This is a genomic window from Singulisphaera photorubra (assembly GCF_045290345.1).
Classification (GTDB): domain Bacteria; phylum Planctomycetota; class Planctomycetia; order Isosphaerales; family Isosphaeraceae; genus Singulisphaera.
Map to the genome: position 1 here is coordinate 6127060 of NZ_CP155447.1, position 22528 is coordinate 6149587.

Below are 22528 nucleotides of genomic sequence, written 5' to 3' on the forward strand. Positions count from 1 at the left end.
GGCCGTGCCCACCCAGCAAGACATTAACATCTTGTAGGGTGAGCACGGCCCACCGTCTTCTTCGCCTTCCATCTTGAATCGAGCAGGCCGGCTCAGGCGAGAAGCTTGGCGACGGCCTTCGCGGGCTCGACGCCGGTCAGGCGCTGATCGAGGCCCTGGAACTTGTACGTGAACCGCTCGTGGTCGATTCCCATGCAGTGGAGGATCGTGGCGTTGAGGTCGTTGACGTGGACCGGCTCGTCCACCACGTTGTAGCTGAAGTCGTCGGTTTCGCCGACGACGATCCCTTTCTTGATCCCACCGCCTGCCATCCACATACAGAAGTTTCGAGGATGGTGGTCGCGACCGTAGTCGTCTTTCGTGAGCGTCCCTTGCGAATAGACGGTGCGCCCGAACTCGCCCCCCCAGACCACGAGGGTGTCATCGAGCAGACCACGCTGCTTGAGGTCGAGGACGAGCGCGGCCGTGGCCTGATCGGTATCGAGACACTGGTTCGCCAGCGCCATGGGGAGCACGGAGTGCTGGTCCCAGCCACGGTGGAGGATCTGCACCGCGCGAACGCCACGTTCGACGAGCCGACGCGCCATCAAGGCGCTGTGGGCGAAGGTGCCGGGCGTCTGCACATTCGGGCCGTAGAGGTCGAGGATGTGCGCCGGTTCCTTGGAAACGTCGACGAGCTCGGGCACGCTCGACTGCATCCGGAAGGCCATCTCGTACTGGGCAATCCTCGTCCGGGTCTCAGGATCACCGAACCGTTCGAGCTGGCGGTTGTTGAGCTTGCCCAAAGCGTCGAGCATGGTGCGGCGGTCGTCGCTGCTGACGCCCGACGGGTTCTGAAGGTAGAGAACCGGGTCTCCCGTCCCGCGAAGCGCGACACCGTTGTGCGTGGTCGGCAGAAATCCACTGCTCCACATCCGCGTGAAGAGGGCCTGACCGTTGCCCGACTTGGGAAACGTCGGCGTGAACGCCACGAAGGCAGGGAGGTCGTTGCTCTCACTCCCCAGGCCGTACGAGAGCCACGAGCCGACGCTCGGCTTGCCGGGAATCTCGCTGCCGGTCATCACGAACGTGCAGGCAGGGTCGTGGTTAATCGCGTTCGTATGCACCGACTTGATCAGGGCGATCTCGTCCACAATCCTCGCCGTATGCGGCAGGAGCTCGCTGATCCAGGTGCCGCACTCGCCCGCTTGGCGAAAAGCAAACTTCGAGGGGGCGACGGGGAACCGCGTCTGGCCGCTGGTCATCGTCGTGATCCGCTGGCCTTTGCGGATACTGTCGGGAAGGTCGCTCTCGAAATGCTTCCGAAGCTGCGGCTTGTAATCCCAGAGGTCAAGCTGAGACGGACCTCCGTTCATATGAAGATAAATGAGCGACTTTGCCTTGGGCGGAAAGTGGGGCAGGTCGGCCCGCGCAGGCTGAATCCGGTCCGTCGCGGAGGTAGCGGCAGCGGCTCGGGCGGCCGTCTCACCCATGAGCATTCCCAGGGCGATCCCACCGGCACGGAGCCCCACATCGCCGAAGAACTGACGGCGGTTCTGTTGCTGCTGGTATTCGAAGAACGGGTTCATGCGCCTGGACCTCGGACGGAAGAAGGAGTCGGACGGGCGATGATCTCGGGGCGGCGGCGACCTGGAAGCCAGGTCAGTTCCTGGTGACCGTCTCATCCAGGTTCAAGAGTGTATTTGCCACGAGTGCGTACGCGGCCAGTTCGATCTCGGGAAGGGTCGCTCGCGGCGGCGTATTGCCCACCCGAACCACCTGCTTTGCCGCCGCGGGGTCGCGCACGAACCGAGCCAGGTTCTTGGCGAACTGATCGTTCAGGGTGGCGAGCTCGTCCGCGTCCGGCTTGCGAGCCAGTACCACGCGGAAGCCGTGAGTGATGCGTTCGGCGGGGGTCGCTCCTCCTTCGCTCATCATCTGCTCGGCAAGGGCACGCGCCGCCTCAAAGTGCTGCACGTCGTTCATCAGTTGCAACGCCTGGAGGGGGGTGTTGCTCCGCTCACGACGGGTGCAGAACGCTTCGCGATTCGGCGCATCGAAGTTGGTCAGAAACGGCGGCGGCGCAGTCCGCTTCATGAACGTATAAAGACTCCGGCGATAGACTGCGGCCCCCTCGTCGGGCTTGTAGGATCGGGTGTTCGATCCGGTATAGGCGACCGGCTCCCAGATATTAGGCGGCTGATAGGGCCGTACTCCCCTGCCCCCCATTTTGAGGTTGACCAAACCGGCCACGAAGAGTGCATTGTCGCGAATCTGCTCGGCATCGAGGCGGAACCGCGGGCCTCGAGCGTAGAGTCGGTTCTCCGGGTCCTGCTTCTGGAGTTCGGCCGTGATCCGCGACGACTGACGGAACGTCGCCGAGTTCACCATCAGGCGGACGAGAGCCTTGACGTCCCAGCCACTCTCCCGGAACGAGACGGCCAGCCAGTCGAGCAACTCGGGGTGGCTCGGTGGCTCCCCTTGGGTGCCGAAGTCGAAGGCCGTTTTGACGAGTCCGGTGCCGAAGAGCTGCTGCCAGAACCGGTTCACCGTCACCCGCGCCGTCAGCGGGTGCTCCGGCGCCACCAGCCAGTTCGCAAGGTCGAGGCGGTTCGCACGGTCGCCGGAACCACCTCGGTTGAGCGGCGGCAAGACCGCGGGCGTCCCGGGCTCGACCTTGGCGCCCGGGCTATCGTACTGACCGCGGAGCATGACGAACGCGTCGCGAGGCTTCTCCAAGTCCTTGAAGATGTAGGTCGCGACGATCTGGGCGTCCAGCTCGGTCCGCTCCTTCATCAAGGCGGCCAGCTTCTCCAGCAGCGGCTTGAACGGCCCCTTGGTGGCTTCGCAGACATTTTCGAGGTAGTAGGCACGAAGCGACGTCTCCTCCGCTGTGGGCAACGGGCCGGCCTGCGCCTTCTTGAGCAGGGCCTTGATTGCAGCGGTGGCAGTCTTCGCCTCGGTCTTCCCCCCTGGTTTCGCCCAGGCGCGAAACGACTGGTTCGGGTCATTCGCCCGCGGGTCGACAGACTCGGCCGAAGGCGCTGATGCGGCCTGGTCCGCTTCGCCCTGCTTGATGGCGTCGGCGGGGTCGCGGTATGCGAGAGCTTTTCGCTGCTGATCGAGTTCCTTGTTCACTTCCGCAAGCTTTGCGTCCAGCTCCGCGAGCGTCCCCTTCTGTTGCGGGGTCGGCATCTTCAAGGTCGGCTCGTGCAGCAGGGCGTTGCCGTCCATGGCGGGTCCCGCCGCCGAGTAGAAGAAGGCGTAGAGCGAGTAAAACTCTTTTGCCGAGAGCGGGTCGAACTTATGGTCGTGACAGACAGCGCAGCCGGCCGTCATTCCCATCCACGTTTCGGCCATCGTGCTGGCACGTTCCACGGCATTGCGAAAATACCACTCGGCCTCGATCGAGCCGCCTTCGCTGGTCGTCACCCCGCACCGGTTGAAGCCGGTCGCGACCAGTTGGTCGGGCGTCGGCTCGGGGAGCAGATCCCCGGCCAGTTGTTCGATGGTGAACCGATCGAACGGCTGGTTGTCGTTGAACGACTTGACCACCCAGTCACGATAGATCCAAATCTGCCGCTCATTATCGAGGTGAAGCCCGTGAGTGTCCGCATAACGGGCGACGTCGAGCCAGTGACGAGCCATCTCCTCGCCGTAACTCGGCGCAAACAGATAGCGTTCGACCATATTTTCATAGGCCTTTGCCGACGAATCGCCCAGGAAAGCGTCCACCTCGCGAGGCGTCGGCGGCAGACCTGTCAAAGCGAATGAGACACGGCGGATCAAGGTCTCTTTATCCGCCTCGGGCGAGATTGTGAGTCCCTCGCGCTGGAGTCGCTCGGCAATGAATGCGTCGATCGGATTGCCGGAACCGGCCGCCTGCTTCAAACGCGGCACCTGTTCCTTGACCGGAGCGGTGTACGACCAGTGGGCCTCGTAGGGCGCTCCGCGCTCCACCCACTGTTTCAGCAGATTCTTCTGCTCGAGGGTCAGCGGCTTCTTCGCACTTGGAGGCGGCATGACCTCGCTCTCGTCGTCGCTGAAGATCCGCCGAATGATCTCACTCTCATCGGTCTTGCCCGGAACGATCGGGATCTCGCCGCTCTCGGCCACCTTGAGAGTCGCCTCGCGCTGATCGAGGCGCAGGCCCGCTTTTTTGACCCCCGGCCCATGGCATCGGAAGCAGGTTTCGGCGAGGACCGGACGAACATCGCGGTTGAACCGCAGTTCCTCCTCTCCCCCTTGCGCAACGGAAACGGCGATGGCGAGCCACCCCGTCGCGAGCAAACCGGCAGGCGTCGTCATCAGCATGGTTCGCATGGCCTGTTCCATCGTCCGTCGTCTTTTACGAATAAATACGCCTGACGCGTCCGTCGAGTTCGAAGAGAGAAGAGAACAGAGGTAGGCCTCCCCGTTGCGTTACCCCAAAACGATAAAGGGGTCGTGGGGCCTGGACACAGCATCAGGTAGGTGTGGGCAAGTCGCTTTTGTTGATTCTATATTATACAACACCGTCCTCACTGGCGTCGACCACCTTCTCGTCAAGCAAACATAAGGAGGGGACTCAGCTCTCGACGGCAGGAAAGGGGCGGACGGCCAACCGAAGCCATTCCGGCCGGGCCGTTGGGGTTCAACAATGCGGTTAGCCGGCGGGAAATCAGCTCCCCTGGAACGCCGAGACTCCGAACGCCATGACGAAGACGGTCACGGTCTTGAGCACCGTGATTGCGAAGATATCGGGATAAGATTGGCGGTGAGACAGTCCGGTGATCGCCAGCAGAGTGATCACCGCGCCGTTGTGCGGCAAGGTATCCATGCCTCCGGAAGCCATCGACGCAATGCGATGGAGCAGTTCAGGGCTGATCCCCTGGGCTCGGGCCAGTTCCATGTAGCGTGAGCCCATCACCTCCAGGGCGATCGAGAGCCCCCCCGAGGCTGATCCGGTGATCCCGGCGAGAACGTTGACGGCGGTGGCCTCGGCCACGAGCACGTGTCGGCTCACGAGGAAAACGCTATCCCGGATCACGAAGAAGCCGGGCAAGGTCTTGACAACGTTGCCGAATCCGACCTCCGACGCCGTGTTGAAGATCGCGAGCAGCGCTCCCGACGTGGCAGCGGTGAGGGCGCCCGAGAACCTGTCTCTCCAGCGCCTGGGGTTGATCGCCAGGGCGGCCGTAATCCCCAGGGCCAGCGCCACGATCAAGGCCCAGGTCGATGCCGAGGCCGCCACATTGAGGGCAGGAAAATCGCGATGGAGCTGAGCCTCCGGATACCAGGTCGAGACCGACCAAGCCGTCCGGCTCAGCACGAAATTCCCCCCCAGCACCAACCCCAAGGGAATGAGCGCCACAAACAGCGGGGGCCGCCCCTCGCCTGAGCCGGGCTCAGGTTCGTTCCGATGCCCCGTTCCATACCCCTCGCCCGCGGCGGCCGCCTGGGCCCGGCGACGGTCGAGCCAGAAGAGGCCGCCCCCCAGCACCAGCAAGCCTCCGAGGATTCCGACCACGGGCGCGGCGTAGGCATCCGTTCCAAAAAAACGCGTCGGAATCAGGTTCTGAATCTGGGGCGAACCGGGCAGCGCATCCATCGTGAGCGTGAACGCCCCCAGGGCAATGGCCCCTGGAATCAGCCGCTTGGGAATATCCGCCTCCCGGAACAAGGCCGAGGCGAACGGATAGACGGCGAACGCCACGACAAAGAGGGAGACTCCACCGTAGGTCAGCACCGCACAGGCGAGCACGACGGCCAAGATCGCCCGCCGCGCCCCCAGAAACCCGGCGATCGATCCGGCAATGGCCGCGGCCGAGCCGTTCGTCTCCATCAGTTTGCCAAAGATCGCTCCCATCAAAAAGAGAGGGAAAAACGAGCGGATGTAACCCGACGCCGCCGTCATGAACGTCTCGGTGTAACTCGGCAAAAGCGCCTGACCCGATAATCCGGCCGCCAGCAATGCACAGATCGGGGCGAAGATGATGACCGGCAACCCCCGATAAGCCAGCGCCATCAGGAGAACCAACGAAACCACGATCGCAATTACTTCGAGATTCATTCATGTTCCTTTATTAGCAGCAGCACCAACCGCCCCCCTTCCCTGTCGCTCCGAAAGACTGGCGGGTTCGTCTCATCCATTCTCAACTGTGCGAACGGCGGTCGTCGATCTCCTTGGAGAACCCTTCGATGCGGTTTTCGGCCAGTTCGATCGCGCCGGCCTCGGCCCCAATCCGCAGGCCGGTCCGACTCATCGCTCCGCGGGTTTCGCGGACGAGGTTCCGGACAATTTTGAGGTCCTTGGTCTTTCCTCGGACGTCGATGGCAACCCCATCTTCGGGACCGTTGTTGGTGACCCGATTGGCCTCGACCCGGTTGCGGTTGGGCCAGAAATCCTTGCCACGCGACTCATCACGGAAAAGAATGCCGACTTTTCCACTCTCTTGAATGTCGTTGTCTCGGATCAGGTTATCCGTATCGTTATGACCGATCGAGACGCCGTAGTCACGGTTGCCTGCGATCTGATTCTTCTCGGCCAGGCCGTATTTCACGCCCCAGCACCAGAACAGGCCGATCGAGTTCCGTTCGAGCCGGTTCGCGCGGATCAGCGGCCGTTGCGAGCCCGACCCGGGGTGAACGCCGAGGTCGACGTTGTCGTGCGAGTGGCAACGCTCGACGACCACGTCGTGGCTGATCTGGAAGCTGATCCCGTCGCCGTTGTAGTTCCGCGCGGTCACGCCACGGAACGTGAACTTGTTGCAGTCCTGGAGGAAGATGCAGCCGGCGTAATTGCCGTTGAAGTTCTCGTTGTTCGCCTTGTCGCCATCAAGGGCCAGGTCTTCGATCACCACGTCACTGGTGCGCTCGGAGGTCAACAAGGGGAACAAGGCTGAGCAGGTGGGCTTCCCGGAGAGCCACAGATTCTCGCGGAGGCCGGCGTCAAGGCGAAAGCGGTTGCCCGAGCGTGCCACAAGTGTTCGCTTGAGGACGATCTCACCACCATTCGACCCGTTCTTGGCGCGGAGCACGACGCCATCGCCGACCCGGAAGCCTCGGGCGTCTTCGAGCGTGATCTCACGGTCATACCAATCGGAGTCCTCGGCCAGCGCCACGGTCCGCGACGGGATCTTCGTGAGAATCGTCTCGAGCCCTGCGCCGATGAGCCTGACTCGCGACGGCAGCACGACCGGGCCCCGCAGGGTATACGTCCCCGGCAAGAGCCGCACGGTTCCGCCCCCGAGCCGGGCCACGTAGCCGAGGGCCGACTGGATCACCTTGTCGTCCCGACCGACCAGATCCGCGTCCTTGCCGTCGGGTCCGACGGTCACCGTCAAGCGCTCCTCCCATGCCGGCTCGCGCACATCATCGCCGTCGGTCGCCCGAGGATTGATCGCGGCGGGACGGTCGTCCCCCTCGGCCAGCGCCTGGTGCGCGGAAAGGGCCAAACTCCCGGTCGCCACTCCCAGAAATCCACGACGCGTCAGCTCAGATCGGGTCATGAGCGAATTTCTCCGATTTTGAATGAGGGGAGAGTGTGGACACGGCTCGGGCATGAGATTTACCTTGTCGGAACGGACCGATTATTGTGGCAAGCCGTCCTCGCCACAAGAGACTGGCCGTCTTGACGAGGATCCCGCTTCTTGCGCCTTTTTTTTTCTTGGAGGCTCTAGCGCCCAGGTGACAACCAACCTCGCACCGAGTAGCCTCGTGGCGTGAACGGGGCGACACCGACTCTCTCCAAGTCGAGTCCCGACCGACCAGCCACAGCCACCGACCGTGATCCTCGAGCCGGTTCGGGAGGCAACGCCTCGAAGCCACACCCCACGGCGAGATCCCCATGAAATGCGCCGGATTCCATGCGGGCTTATTCCTTGGCTTTTCCTTTTGGATCGCGGCTCCCGCGAGGGCGCAGGGATTTCCCCCGGCCGAGGCGGCCGCCAAGATGACGGTCGCCGACGGCCTGACCGTCCGGCTCTTCGCGGCCGAGCCGCTGGTCCAGCAGCCGGTGGCCATCGAGTTCGACGACCGAGGTCGACTCTGGGTCATTCAGTACATGCAGTATCCCAACCCGGCCGGCTTGCAGCGCGTCAGCGTCGATCGCTACTCGCGGACCGCGTATGACAAGATTCCCGAGCCGCCGCCGCGGGGTCCCAAGGGAAGCGATCGGATCACCATCCTCGAAGACTCGGACGGCGACGGCCAGGCCGACCGCTCCCATGACTTCCTCTCCGAGTTGAACCTGGCCAGCGGCCTTGCGTTCGGTCACGGAGGAGTCTTCGTCCTCCAATCCCCTTACCTCCTCTTCTATCCCGACCGCGATCGCAACGACCAGCCCGATGGTGACCCCGAGGTCCTCTTGACCGGCTTCGGGATGGAGGATGCCCACTCGGTGGCGAACTCCTTGACCTGGGGCCCTGACGGTTGGCTCTACGGCTGCCAGGGGAGCACGGTTACGGCGAAGATCCGAGGGATCGAATTTCAGCAAGGGGTCTGGCGATACCACCCCCCCTCGCGCCGGTTCGAGCTTTTCTGCGAAGGCGGAGGCAATATGTGGGGCCTCGACTTCGACCGTAACGGCCACCTGTTCACGAGCACGAACTACGGCGGCTTCGTCACACTCCACGGGGTGCAAGGGGGGTATTACTGGAAATTGTTCGGAAAGCACGGTCCGCTCCACAACCCCTACACATTCGGCTATTTTGATCACGTTCCTCACGAGGGGATTCAAGGGGGGCACGTTTCCAATGGGGGCCTCTTCTATGAGGCGGACACGTTCCCTGCCCAGTGGCGAGGTCGGTACATCTCCAATGACTTGCTCGACCATTCCATTCGGTGGAGCGAGATCCAGCCGCGAGGATCGACGTTCCGCGGGCGCCAAGGAGGAGACGTGCTGCGAGCCAACGATACCTGGTTCGCGCCTAGCGACTTGACCCTCGGCCCCGACGGGGCCCTCTACGCCGCCGACTGGCATGACAAGCGGACAGCCCACCCCGACCCCGACGCCGACTGGGACCGGTCGAACGGCCGGATCTATCGAATCGCTCCGCCGAAGGCAGAGCCTGCGAACGGCCCCGACCTCGCCACGCTCTCGAACGATAAGCTGATCGCCCTCCGCAGCCACCCGAATTCCTGGTATCGGCGCCGGGCGCGGCGGTTGCTGGGCGAGCGTCAGGCGAAGGACGGACTCGATCCGCTCCATGACGAGGTCCGTTCGAGCCGAGGGACCGTCGCCCTCGAGGCGCTCTGGATCCTCCACGTCTGCAAGGCGATCACCCCCGAACTCGCCGAGCGACTCCTGGAGCATCCTGATGCGGAGGTCCGCGCCTGGATGGTTCGCCTGATCGGCGATGAGCCGCAAGTCACCCCGGGACTGTCTGAGCGACTGGTCGCTCTCGCCACCCAGGAGCCGAGCGTTTTGGTTCGCGCGCAGTTGGCCTGCACGGCCCAGCGGCTGCCGGCAAACGCCGGGCTCAATGTCGCGGAGCGGCTTCTCCTCCGCGACCTGAACCAGGATCGGGATGACCCTTATGTACCGCTCCTGCTCTGGTGGGCCGTCGAGCGCCACGCGACGGCCGCGGTCGACTCGGTGGTGTCCCGGTTCTCGACCCCTGAAGCGTGGCGTTCCGGGCTGATCCGAACCGAAATCATGGGGCGGCTGATCCGTCGGTTCGCCTCCGAGGGGAACGAGGCTTGCGACCTGGCCTGCGTCAAGCTGCTCACCGCGGCGCCGACGGCGGAAGCACGCCGCTCGCTCGGGGCCGACCTGGAGGAATCGACGCGTGGGCGTCCTGCCCAGGCAATCGCGCCATCGCTCGTGGCGGTTGCAACCCAATTGGCCGACGCCAACCCGGCCGACGTCCCCTTGAACCGACTCGCCTTTCGCCTGGGAAGCCGAACGGCGATGGACCGCGTCCGGGCCCTCGTCAGCGACGAGCGGGGGTCCGACGCGACTCGAGTCCTCCTGATCGACGTGCTCGGTGAGACCGGGGATCGACCGTCGACCGATCGGCTCCTGGGCCTGGCGACCGCTGGCAACTCCGCGCCAGTCCAGGTGGCCGCCTTGAAAGCGCTCGGCCGATTCGAAGACGAGTCGATCGCCAAGGCACTGATCGACGCCTATCCCAAGCAAGGCAATGACTGGCGTTCGCGAACCCGCGAGCTCTTGCTCGGCCGCCCTTCATGGGCACGGGCCTACCTGGCGGCGATCGACCGTGGCCAGCTCTCGGCCAAGGAGGCCTCGATCGAACAGATCGGCCGCGTGGCCCTGCTCCAGGATCCTGGTCTCGATGAGCTGGTCCGCAAGCATTGGGGTTCGGTCAAGGGGGCGACTCCGGGCGAGAAGCTGGCCGAGGTCCGCCGGCTGAATAATGACCTTCGCGCGGCCGTCGGCGATCCGAAGCGGGGCACTCAGTTGTTCAAAGATCGCTGCAGTTCCTGCCATCGCCTGTTCGACCAGGGGACGGCCATTGGCCCCGACCTGACTTTCGCCAATCGCCGCGATCGCGAGTTCCTGCTCGTCAGCCTCGTCGATCCCAGCGGCGTTGTCCGCAAGGAGTATCAGTCGTACATCGCCCAGACCCGCGACGGCCGCGTCCTGACCGGCCTGATCGTCGAGCAAACGCCCGATGCGATCACCCTCCGTGATGCCAAGGGAGAGCCGACAAGGATCCCACGCGCCGACGTCGAGGCCTTGAAAGAGTCGACGGCCTCCTTGATGCCCGAATCCCTCTACAAGGAATTCACCCCGAGCCAGATCCGCGACCTGTTCAGCTACCTTCAGGGAGACGGACCCGCAAACAATTAATGATTTCACATTTTTCAATCATGACAAAGCAAGTAGCTAGTTTATCCACGATCCGCGAGTGGGCGAGAATCTGAGTCTGTCGCAAGAAAACCGGACCCTCTGTCTGCCCCAAATGCCGAAATTCGCGGGAGAAACTCGTTCCTACGCTCTGCGTAGGAATGCCATTCTGGCCGCTCTGCGGCCCCACCCGCCGGGGAAGACGACGCGGAGCATGGGAACGAGATCCCGGTATCCTTGCTACAGTCTCGAATCCTCGGTCCTTTCGCTCAGTCGCGGGTCGGTGAAGTTTATCGGTCCTCGTCCCCGTTTTCCCCAAAGCCTGTTCCATGATGGGCCGTGCCCGCCGTACAAGAGAATTCGGACCGATGATTCCCGTTCCGCAGGGTGGGGATGGCCCCCTCTTCTTCATGTTTTTCTCTCCCGACTCGCCGGAGCGATTCGGAAAGCGCAGGCGATGCCGACAACTTGTTGAGGGACCACACTCATGCTCCCGACACGCCGGGAATTCCTCGCCTCCACTCTCTCCACCACCGGCCTGCTCGCGGCTGGAGCCCAACGTGTCAGGGCCGCCGATCCTCCGGCCGACAAAGCCCTGATTGCGATCACCCTCGACCTGGAAATGAGCCGAAATTTCCCGGCCTGGGATGACACGCACTGGGACTTCGAGAAAGGGAACCTCGATCAGGACACGAAACGCTACGCCGTGGAAGCCGCGCGTCGGGTCAAGGCCAAGGGGGGGCGGATCCACTTCTTCGCCCTGGGGCAAACGTTCGAGCAAGAGAACGTCGACTGGCTCCGCGAGATCATCGCGCAAGGACACCCGGTCGGCAATCACACGTATGACCACGTCTATGTCCTGGCTACAAAACCCGAAGACATCCAGTTCCGCTTCAAACGCGCTCCCTGGCTGATCGAAGGTAAGTCCCCGGCCGAGGTCATCGCCGCGAACATCCGCATGGCCAGCGAGGCGATGAAACAACGAGTCGGCATCGAACCCGCCGGCTTCCGTACTCCCGGCGGATTCTCGAACGGGATCTCCGACCGGCCCGACGTCCAGGAGCTCCTCCTCAAGCTGGGTTATCGCTGGGTCAGCAGTCGATACCCAGCGCACCCCGCAAGCCCTCCCGGTCAATCCCCCACGTCCGAGGTCATCAAGGGGGTGGTCGCGGCTCAGGCCCAGGCGCAGCCATTCGTTTATCCGTCGGGCCTGATCGAAGTCCCCATGAGCCCGGTCAGTGATATCAACGCCTTCCGCACGGGCCGTTGGCCGCTCGAAGCCTTCATGGAAACGATCCGCGCCGGGGTCTCCTGGGCGATCGAGAACCAGGCCACGTTCGACTTCCTGGCCCATCCCTCGTGTCTGGGTGTCGTCGACCCCAAGTTCCGCACGATCGAGATGATCTGCGAAATGGTCGAGAAAGCAGGGCCACGCGCAATCCTGACCGACCTCGGGACCATCGCTCAACGCGCCAAGGCAAACGCAGGCCGCTAGCCCCATCTCATCGCTCGCCTTCTCTCTCGCGTTGGAAAAAGTGCCTCGAGAAACTTTGGCCTGGTCAAACCCTCTTGCCCCTTGGCAAACGACAAAGGCTCGGCCAAGATCGTCCCGTACTGGCTTGATGCCTCCTGGGAGCCGTAGACATGAAACTTGCCGATCGTTCGATCTCTTCTCGATTCTGCATGGCCCTCGGCGCCTTGTTCGCCCTGGGATCCGGCCACCTCCGGGCCGAAGACGTCGGCACGGTGCTCAAGCCCGACGAACTGCCCCGGACCATGCTCTACCGGGCGTTGGAGCGTCAGGCCCACGAACTCCTCGAAGCGAGGCGAAAGACGGTCGCCGCCCTGCCGACGCCCGAGGCGGTCCGACAGCGGCAGACGGAGATCCGTGCCAAGTTCCTCGAAGCGCTGGGCGACCTGCCCGAGAAGACGCCGCTCAACGCTCGTGTCGTCGGCACCGAGCAGCGTGATGGCTACCGGGTCGAGCGTCTGGTCTACGAAAGCCGCCCCGGCCACCACGTCACGGCGGTGCTCTACTTGCCCGACGCGAACGCACCGGTCCCGGGAGTCCTGGTTCCTTGCGGGCACAGCCAGAACGGCAAGGCGGGGGAAACTTATCAGCGAATTTGCATGCTTATTGCCAAGAATGGCATGGCCGCGCTCTGCTACGACCCGATCGGCCAGGGTGAGCGGCTCCAAGTGCTCGACGATCAAGGGAAGGCGGCGATCGTGGGAAGCACCACCGAGCACACGATGACCGGAATCGGGTCGTTGCTCGTCGGCCGCTCGCTGGCCTCCTACCGGATCTGGGACGGGATTCGGAGCCTCGACTACCTCGCCTCCCGCCCCGAGATCGACACGAAGCGGCTCGCCTGCACGGGGAACTCGGGAGGCGGCACCTTGACGGCCTACCTGATGGCCCTCGACGACCGGATCGCCGTCGCCGCCCCCTCGTGCTACATCACCTCGCTCGACCGGCTCTTCACCACGATCGGCCCGCAAGACGCCGAGCAGAACATCACGGGCCAGGTCGCCTTCGGCATGGACCACGGCGACTATGCGATCCTCCGCGCTCCCAAGCCGACGCTCTTCTCGGTCGGCACGCGCGACTTCTTCGACATTCAGGGGAGTTGGGACACCTTTCGTGAAGTGAAGCTCGTCTACGGCCGCCTCGGCTTCGGCGAACGGGTCGACCTGTTCGAGTCGGACGAGCCTCACGGCTTCACCAAGCCAAGGCGCGAGGCCGTGGTGCGTTGGCTGAAGCGTTGGCTGCTCAAAATCGATGAGGCCACCGTCGAGAGTGACGGCCCGATCGCCACCGATCCGCAACTTCAATGCACCGAGACCGGCCAGGTTCTGAGTGCCTTCCATGGTAAGTCGGTCTTCGACCTCAACATCGAACGTGCCGACGAACTCGCCCAGCACCGTAAGGAAGCTCAGGCGAAGACCGATAAGTCCACACAGCTCGCCCAGGTCCGCCGGCTGATCGGTCTCCGAGACTCGATTGCGCCCGCCGATCGTGAAGCTCGAGGAGAGGTCATCAAGCGGGCCGACTACACGATCCGCAAACTCGTGTTCACCACGGAGCCGGGGATCAAGGTGCCCGCCCTCCTGCTCGTTCCTGAAAAGAAAAAGGACGCCAAAGAGCTAACTTTGATCGTCAGGGACGACATCCGCGCGAGCCAGGAGCCTGGGGAAAGGGCCGAGGCATTGGTCAAGGCGGGAAATCACGTGCTGATTGCAGGACTCCGTGGCATGGGCGAGACGGCCCCCAGCACGAAGCCGGGGCCCTTCGGGACCGATTCGAAAGAGGCGTTCCTCGCGATCAACCTCGCCCGCCCCCTGCTCGGCCAGCGAGTGGGCGACCTCTTATCCGTCATTGGTGCCGTCGCAGCTGATTATCAAAACGGGGTCACGCTCATCGGCCAGGGGACAGCCGGGCCGATCGCCCTGCACGCCGCCGTCTTTGAACCGAAGATCAGGTCGCTTATTCTTGATAGCACGATCACATCCTGGTCCGACGTGGTTCGGACCCCGATCTCGCGCGACCAGCTCGCCAACGCCGTCCCAGGCGCCCTCGTCAACTACGATCTGCCCGACCTGGCGGTCCTCGTCGCTCCTCGTGAGCTTTCCATCAGCGCATCGGTCGACCCGGCCGGACGTCCCTTGTCGGAAGCGAAGGTGGCCGCGGCCTACCTGTCTTGCACCAAGGCTTATCAAGCCCAGAACGCGGAAGCAAAATTGACCGTGAAGCCCGGCCCGCCCCAGCCCACGGTGGAACCCTTGGTCCGGGCGGTTGACCTCGCCGTGGGAGAATCCGCGGTGGTCACGCTTTCCGACGGCAAAGAGGCCACCGTCAAGCTGATCGATCTCAAGGAGGACCGCGACCCGATCCGCCAAGCCATCCGTGGCGCCCAGGTCAAGATCGAAGTCAACGGTCAGCCGGTCACGCTGGGCACGGGCAACTACAACTTGCCGGTTCCCGCAGGGGGAGTGCAAGTCGATTGCCCGATCACAGGGGGATACCGCGGCAACAGCGGTGAAGACTCGTGGGCACTCGAGAAGGATGCCCGGATCCGGCTCTGGCCGGCAAAATCCCCTTGGATCGATCCGACGAGCTTCACCTACCCGGTCCGTCAACGTTGGTTCGCCACAAGCACGCAAATGGCCAACGAACCGGTGTATGTCGATGGCGGCGAGAAGCCCGACGTCAAGAAGATTTACTATCACAGCGGCCTGGACATCGGCGGCGCGGAGGGCCTTGTCGACGTCGTGGCCGCGACCGACGGCTTCGTCGCCAGCGCGGGGACCACGCTCACGCCGGGCTTCAAGGACACGCCCGCCCGACCCCGCTACGACGTCGTCTACCTGGTCGATGACCGCGGCTGGTTCTACCGCTACAGTCACCTGCATACGATCGACCCGGCCATCACCCCGGGGGCGTCGGTTCGCAAGGGGCAGAAGATCGGCGTGCTCGGCAAGGAAGGGGCGAGCGGCGGCTGGTCTCACCTCCACTTCGAAATCAAAGCCCGGCAGCCATCGGGCCGTTGGGGCACCGAGGAAGGATACGCCTTCCTCTGGCAGGCCGCTCAGCGCGAGCAAAAGGCCGAGCTCGTGGCCGTGGCCCGACCTCACCGGCTCACCTGGACCGGAGAGTCGGTCACGCTCGATGGTTCCAAGTCCTGGAGCCGAGTCGGGCGCCTCGCCAATTATGAGTGGACCTTCAGCGATGGCACCACCGCCGCCGGCCCCAAAGTCGAGCGGACTTACGATCAACCGGGTGCCTACACCGAGATCCTCAAAGTCACCGATCGCCAGGGGCGGATCGACTACGACTTCGCCATCGTCCAGGTCCTCGACCGCTCGAATCCCAACCAACTCCCGCCGACGATCCACGCCTCCTTCATGCCGACGACCGGGATCAAGCCGGGCGAACCCGTGACCTTCAAGGTGCGGACCTTCCGAACCACCGACGGCGAAGAGACCTGGGATTTCGGCGACGGTACCCCGGCTGTCACGAGCCAGTCCGACGGCACCGTCAAGCCGCTCGCCAAAGATGGCTATGCCATCCGGACCCACCAGTTCGAGAAGCCGGGCCATTATCTCATTCGCGTCGAGCGGGCCAACCGCCAAGGCGCCAAGGCCGTTGCAAGGCTGCACGTGGTCGTCGACGAACCGAAATCCAAGTGACCGGATCCATAGCCGGGGAGCGATCAACTCCCCGCTCGCCTAAGAATTCTGCTCTCTCTGAAGGCGAACGGAAAGCATCAGCTCCCTGGCTTTGGTGATCTCACTTCGCGTTGAAGCGCGGGCAGGGCGTTTCGCCCCCCCTCAAAGCCCCCAGATGCCCCAAAGCGAGGGCAAAAACGTGGGCCGGACACTCTTGCATGCCCCGGAGCGTTCGACTATTGTTGAACGAGATCCGTCTTAACGGTTTCCACACAACCGAAAGGTCGGACAACCCGCCCCGCGATTGCAGCTTGGTTCGACCCTCACAGTAGCAAACCACCCCACCGTAACGCGGCCCCTAGCCGCCGGAGTCCACGGTGATGACAACGCGTTGGCTCCTTCACGCGAGCGGTTTCCTCCTCCTAACGCTCAACCTTCAGCTCAGCGCCTCTGAGCCTGAGCGGCGGCTCACCTACGAGCAGGATATCCGGCCGATTCTCAAGGCCCACTGCTTTCAGTGCCACGGCGAAGAGGAGAAGCCCGAGGGCAAGCTCGACCTTCGTTTGGTGCGATTGATGAAGCAAGGGGGGGTTTCCGGCGAATCCCTCATCCCTGGCAACCATCAAGACAGCTTTCTTTGGCAGCGGATCGACGACGAGGAGATGCCGCCGCTGGACAAGAAGCTCCCGGCCAAGGACAAGGAACTCATCGCCGCCTGGATCGATCAAGGAGCGGTCACGGCCCGGCCCGAGCCTGAAAGTCTGGCCCCCGGCGTCGAACCGTCCGACGAGGAAAAGGCCTTCTGGTCGTTTCAGCCGATCCGCCGCCAAGACCCTCCACGCGTCCAGAATGAGGCGCTCGTTCGCGTCCCGATCGACGCGTTCTTGCTGGAAAAGCTCGAGAAGGAAAACCTCGGCTTCTCGCCGGAGGCGGACAGACGAACCTTGATCCGCCGCGTCAGCTTCACACTCACGGGACTCCCCCCGACCCCGACCGAAGTCGATCAATTTCTCGCCGACAACGACGCCAACGCTTACGAGCGGCTAGTCGACCGGCTGCTTGCCTCGCCCCGTTACGGCGAGCGCTGGGCCCGGCACTGGCTGGATGTGGCCGGATACGCCGATAGCGATGGCTACTCCCCCAAGGATGCGGAGCGGAAGTATGCCTACAAGTATCGGGATTATCTGATTCGGTCGCTCAATCTCGACCGGCCCTGGGATGAGTTGATCCGCGAGCAACTGGCCGGGGACGAGATGCTCACTCCCCCCTATCAGGACCTGGCTCCCGAGGCACTCGACAAGTTGGTGGCGACCGGCTTCCTCCGCATGGCCCCCGACGGCAGCAGCGACCCGGCGGCCGAGCAGGCCCTGGCCCGCAACGACACGATCGCCGAGACCATCAAGATCGTCTCGACGTCGATGCTCGGCCTGACGATTGGCTGCGCCCAGTGCCACGCCCACCGCTACGACCCGATTCCGGCCGACGATTACTACCGGTTCCGCGCTCTCTTCGAACCGGCCTACAACCCGAAGAACTGGCGATCACCAACAGCTCGTCTGATCTCGCTCTGGACGGCCGACGAACGCAGTCGCGCCGCGAGCGTCGATGCCGAGGTCAAGGCGATCGATCTCGAGCGTGCCAAGGCGGTCGCGGCGCTGGTCAAGAAAGTCTTCGAGCAAGAGCTGGCCGAGGCACCTGAGGAACTCCGTGGAAAACTTCGAGAGGCCTGCGACACGCCCAAGTCCCAGCGAAGCGCCGAGCAGAAGCAATGGCTCAAGACCTATCCACGTCTGAACGTCTTGCCCGGGAATGTCAGTCTCTATGACGCGAAGGCGTTCAACGCGCTGACCAAGGATTTCGCAGCCAAAGTCGCGAAGGCCCGCGAGAAGCGACCTTCCGAGGATTTCGTGCACGCCCTGACCGAAGTACCGGGGCAGGTGCCGACCACAAATCTCTTCTTCCGCGGCGATATCCAGCAGCCCCGCCAAGCTGTCCTGCCGGGTGAGCTCAAGGTCCTGACCGCAAGCTCGGAAGCTTCGGACATTCCGGTCGACGATCCTGCTCTCCCGACCACGGGCCGCCGGCTTGCGTATGCACGCCACCTGACCAGCGGGAAGCACCCGCTCGTCGCTCGCGTCCTTGTCAACCGGGTCTGGCTGCACCACTTCGGACGAGGGATCGTCAACACGCCGGGCGACTTCGGGATGCTCGGCGAACGCCCCTCGCACCCCGCCCTGCTCGACTGGCTCGCCGACGAGTTCATGAGCCAAGGCTGGTCGCTCAAAAAACTGCACCGGCTGATCCTGACCTCGACGGCCTACCGCCAGTCATCCCGGCGCGATCCGAAGCTCGAGTCGGTGGATCCCGATGATCGCCTTTTGGGCCGCATGCCGGTTCGTCGCCTCGAGGCCGAAGCCGTCCGCGACGCCATGCTGGCCGCAAGTGGTCGGCTCACACCCACGATGTACGGTCCCCCCGTCCCGGTCGCCATCGACGAGGCGGGCCAGGTTATTGTCGGCCTCGACAACCGTGACGGAGCGGGCCGCCCCGTCAGCAAGCGGGCTTCGATCGGCAACGAGGAGTGGCGTCGCAGCCTCTATATCCAGGTCCGCCGCAGTCTCCCGCTCGGTCTCCTGGAAACCTTCGACGCGCCGCCGATGGCTCCCAATTGCGAACAGCGGGCGAGCTCAACTGTCGCCCCGCAATCCCTCATGATGATGAATAACGATTTCGTGGTTCAACAAGCCGAGACCTTCGCCACCCGGGTGGCGCTTGAGGCGGGCGACGACCCGAAAGCGCAAGTTCAGCTCGCGTGGAGACTCGCCCTGGCCCTCGATCCAGACCCTGAAGCCGTCGAGTCGGCCGTGCGCTTCCTGGCCAGCCAGCAAGAGGATTTCGCCGCCACTCGCGAGGCCAAGCCGGCCTCCAAGTCCAGCCCGAAGGTCAATCCGGCCCACCAGGCCTTGGCCACGTTCTGTCAGGCCTTGTTCGGCTCAAACGCGTTCTTGTACGTTGATTGATGGGGGAGGCGTAGCCATGTCGGACAATACTTTCGAGGTCTCGTCGCGGCGACACTTCCTGGCCAGTCAGAGCATGGGGATCGGCTCGTTAGCCCTGTCCTGGCTCTTGAACCAGGAGAAGGCACAGGCGGCTCCGGCCAAGCCGGACTTTGTCCGGCCGGTCTACGACCTGACCGCCAAGGCTCCCCCCGCGCCGCCCCGCGCCCGCGCCATGATCTCGCTGTTCATGCAAGGGGGACCGAGCCACCTCGACCTGTTCGACCCCAAGCCCGAGCTCTCCAAGCGCAACGGGATGAGCTTCACCGGCGACATCAAGTATGACAACGCCGGACAGGCGAGCGCCAAACTCCTGGGAAGCCCCTGGAAGTTCCGTCGCCACGGACAATGTGGGATGGAGCTCAGCGAGTTGCTCCCCGGCCTCGGAGGAGTTGCCGACGAGATCACGCTGGTTCGATCGATGCAGACGGCCGTGAACAACCATGGCCAGTCGATCAATGCGCTGAACAACGGCCGGATCGCCACCGGCCGGCCGGTTTTGGGGGCCTGGCTCACGTACGCCCTGGGCACCGAGGGGCAGAACCTCCCTGCCTACTGCGTCCTGACCGATCCCGGTGGTCTCCCGGTCATCGGGGTCGATAACTGGTCGGGGGGCTGGCTCCCCGCGCTCTATCAAGGGACCGTGATCCGCCCCACCGAACCGCGCATCCCCAACCTCGATCCTCCCCCGCACCTCCAGGGGCGCGTTCAACGCCGCTATCTGGATTACCTCGACCGGTTCAACCGGGACCATCTCGAGAGCCGGCCCGGCGAACAAGATCTGGCGGCGCGGATCGCCAGCTACGAGCTGGCCGCGCGCATGCAGACGGCCGCCAAGGAAGCGCTCGACATCTCCAAGGAATCGGCCGCGACCCAGACGCTCTACGGCCTCGACGACCCGGCATCCCGCGAGTTCGGCACGCGCTGCCTGATCGCCAGGCGCCTGGTCGAGCGCGGCGTCCGGTTCGTCCAGGTCTGCACGGGCAACCAGAACTGGGACCACCACGGGGGCATCCTCAAGCAACTGCCGGCCATGTGCCGCAAGGTCGACCAGCCTTCGGCGGCCCTCGTTCGCGACCTCCAACAGCGCGGGTTGCTCGACTCGACCGTGGTCTCATGGGGCGGCGAGATGGGCCGCCTGCCCGTCGTCCAGAACGAAAAAAACGTCGGCCGCGACCACAACACCTACGGCTTCAGCATGTGGCTCGCCGGCGGCGGATTCAAAGGGGGCTACGTTCACGGCTCGACCGACGAGCTTGGCCACAAGGCCGTCGATAATATCGTGACTCACTCCGATTATCACGCCACCCTCCTGAACCTGTTCGGCCTCGACCACCAAACCCTCGTCTTCAAACGTCCCAACGGCAACGGCTCCCTCGTCGACGGTCAGCCGGCGAAGGTTATTCAGAGTCTGCTTGCCTAGAGCGGTTTACGATCGCATTGCGCACGGTGGAGGAAAAGGGGGACAGGCACCTCCGCTGCGCTCCGGAGCCAGTCCCCGTTTCCGCACGTGCTCCTGAGTCTTGAGACCAACCACCGTGCGCAACGCATCCGCAAACCGCTCTAAAGACTTATGATCGTCCGCATATAAAACTTGGCCATGTCCGTTTTCCTTGATGCGTCGATCACCCTTCGCGACAGTGTACGTCCACTGATTCGCGTCGGGTGAGCATGGCACAACACTTCACAAAAGGCTATTAATACTTACTGACCAATCAGCCATTTCTTCCGCCGCTCATCTCCGCTGGCCTGGTGAATTTGCGGACGGCCGCCCGGTGACCGCTGGAGTACGGGCGGGCAACCTGTCACAATTCGATTCAAGTCGAAGATAACGGCGGGCAGGATGGACGCCCGGGTCTTCGAAACGCCCGGTTGGGATGGAAGCGATGTTGGTCGTTTCAAAAACCCGGCGCGGTGGTGATTGCGCCAGGGATTTGCCATGCTGATCGGTTACGTGAGTGATGAACGCTACGTCGCGCTTTCCGACGTGCTCCTCGAGTTCGAGAACGAGTCGGGTTCGTTCGAGACCCGCTCTCGCGCCTCCGGGTCGATCCACGTCGATCTCGAACCGGGTTCCTACAAGGTCACGCTCGCCAAACCGGGCTACGGCTCGAAGAGTGTGCGAATCCAGGTCGGTGACGGCCCTCCGGTCCAGTTCCGGTTGCTGACCGACAGCCTCCTCGGCTACGCCTGGCCGAAGTGGGTCCAGTCGGGTGAGCAGTCCGAGTTTCGCGTCCACTCGGTTGAGCCTTACAAGCTTGGACTCTGGCGGTACGGCCTCGAGAAAGAGTTCATCCGCAACCTCGGCTGGTTCGACGAACACGGCCCTCGCGCCACGATGCAGATCACGCCCGACGGCGACTTCAGCCGGACGGGCGTGGAATGGAACAAGCAAGGGTATACCAGTCCCCATCACAAGCAGTATGTCGACGCCCCGGAGCGGTCCGGACTCTACTACTTCCACGCCCACACGGCCCGTGGCGATGAGTTCTCGTTCCCCTGGATCGTGGCGCCCGCGACGCCGTCGGCCCCGGTGGCGGTGCTCGCCTCAAACATCTCCTGGAACGCTTACAACAGCTTCGGTGGCCGAAGCAACTACATCAATCCCGACCAGTTGCCCCCCAAGCCGATCGTCAATTCCCGCCTGGAGCTGAGGCGGTACACTGACCCCGAGAATGTCACCTACGCCACGAATGAGTACGCCCCCCTCTCCTTCGAGCGGCCCGAGGCGATCAACCATATTGCCCAAACCGAAAATATCACCGACCCGATCGAGGGCCGCGCGGCCTGCCACCTGGCGCCGGCCGAGTGGCGGCTCCTGGGCTGGCTCGAGAGGAACCAGTTCGCCTACGACTACTACGCCGAGACCCAGCTCGATTCGGGGGTCCTCAACCTCGACGCCTACAAAGTTCTGATCATCAGTACGCATCCGGAATACTGGACGCGAGCGATGTACGACCGGGTCAAGGCCTGGGTCCATCAACGTGGCGGACGGTTGATGTACCTGGGGGGGAACGGGATCAACTGCGAGGTTGATCTGGTCGAGCCCTCGGCCGTGATCTATCAGAACGGCGATGCCCGCGAGCTGATCCGCCTGGGACTCGAGAGCCGGTTCCACATGCGGGGCGAGTCGGAGGCCAACCTGCTCGGGGTGGTCTTTGATGAGCGAGGGATCATGACCTCCACCCCGTACCAGGTCTCCCAGGCCGCGCATTGGATCTATGCCGGCACGGGCCTGAAGAATGGCGACCTGTTCGGCCAAAACAGTTTGCACATGCGTTGCGCGGGGGGCGCCTCGGGGCATGAGACCGACAAGGTCTCGCCAAGCTCACCGCAAGGGTTGGTTCGGCTTGCGAAGGGGCTCAACCCCGACGACGGGGGAGCCGACCTCGCCTACTATGAGACGGAGAGCGGCGGCGCCGTCTTTGCCGCCGGCTCGATCACATGGCCGAGCGCGATCCTGGTCGACGCCGCCGTGTCTCGGATTACCGCGAACATCCTCAACCGCTTTCTGGAGGCTTGAACCACGAAT

The 22528-nt window shown here is 63.7% G+C and carries 10 protein-coding genes; 6 read left to right on the plus strand and 4 right to left on the minus strand.

Going from position 1 to position 22528, the window contains the following annotated elements; translation table 11 throughout:
• Positions 1-92 precede the first annotated feature (92 nt).
• The 4 genes from V5E97_RS23160 to V5E97_RS23175 all read right to left on the minus strand — a co-directional run bounded on the left by V5E97_RS23160 (position 93) and on the right by V5E97_RS23175 (position 7469).
• The gene (locus V5E97_RS23160; RefSeq protein WP_406693912.1) at positions 93-1568 is read right to left on the minus strand and encodes a DUF1501 domain-containing protein; all 1476 of its coding nucleotides are present in this window, start codon (positions 1566-1568) and stop codon (positions 93-95) included.
• Between the two features lie 73 nt (positions 1569-1641).
• A complete protein-coding gene (locus V5E97_RS23165) occupies positions 1642-4302 on the minus strand; it encodes a PSD1 and planctomycete cytochrome C domain-containing protein (protein WP_406693913.1) in 2661 nt (886 codons plus the stop codon).
• Between the two features lie 337 nt (positions 4303-4639).
• Entirely contained in the window at positions 4640-6031 is a 1392-nt protein-coding gene (locus V5E97_RS23170; RefSeq protein WP_406693914.1) for a GntP family permease, read from the minus strand.
• 82 nt (positions 6032-6113) lie between these two features.
• Positions 6114-7469, minus strand: coding sequence for a right-handed parallel beta-helix repeat-containing protein (locus tag V5E97_RS23175; protein ID WP_406693915.1), 1356 nt, complete (start codon positions 7467-7469; stop codon positions 6114-6116).
• A gap of 338 nt (positions 7470-7807) precedes the next feature.
• Between V5E97_RS23175 and V5E97_RS23180 the strand changes: the two genes are divergently transcribed.
• From V5E97_RS23180 to V5E97_RS23205, 6 genes are all read left to right on the plus strand, one after another.
• A complete protein-coding gene (locus V5E97_RS23180) occupies positions 7808-10774 on the plus strand; it encodes a PVC-type heme-binding CxxCH protein (RefSeq protein ID WP_406693916.1) in 2967 nt (988 codons plus the stop codon).
• A gap of 484 nt (positions 10775-11258) precedes the next feature.
• Positions 11259-12266 (plus strand): polysaccharide deacetylase family protein, encoded by a 1008-nt coding sequence (locus tag V5E97_RS23185; protein WP_406693917.1) that lies wholly within the window; start codon positions 11259-11261, stop codon positions 12264-12266.
• Positions 12267-12415: 149 nt separating this feature from the next.
• Positions 12416-15961 (plus strand): PKD domain-containing protein, encoded by a 3546-nt coding sequence (locus tag V5E97_RS23190; RefSeq protein ID WP_406693918.1) that lies wholly within the window; start codon positions 12416-12418, stop codon positions 15959-15961.
• Positions 15962-16320: 359 nt separating this feature from the next.
• Positions 16321-18960 carry a PSD1 and planctomycete cytochrome C domain-containing protein gene (locus tag V5E97_RS23195; RefSeq protein WP_406693919.1) on the plus strand — a complete coding sequence of 880 codons (2640 nt, stop codon included), beginning with the start codon at positions 16321-16323 and terminating at the stop codon, positions 18958-18960.
• 16 nt (positions 18961-18976) lie between these two features.
• Positions 18977-20419 carry a DUF1501 domain-containing protein gene (locus V5E97_RS23200; protein WP_406693920.1) on the plus strand — a complete coding sequence of 481 codons (1443 nt, stop codon included), beginning with the start codon at positions 18977-18979 and terminating at the stop codon, positions 20417-20419.
• A gap of 516 nt (positions 20420-20935) precedes the next feature.
• A complete protein-coding gene (locus V5E97_RS23205) occupies positions 20936-22519 on the plus strand; it encodes a N,N-dimethylformamidase beta subunit family domain-containing protein (RefSeq protein ID WP_406693921.1) in 1584 nt (527 codons plus the stop codon).
• Positions 22520-22528: the final 9 nt, after the last annotated feature.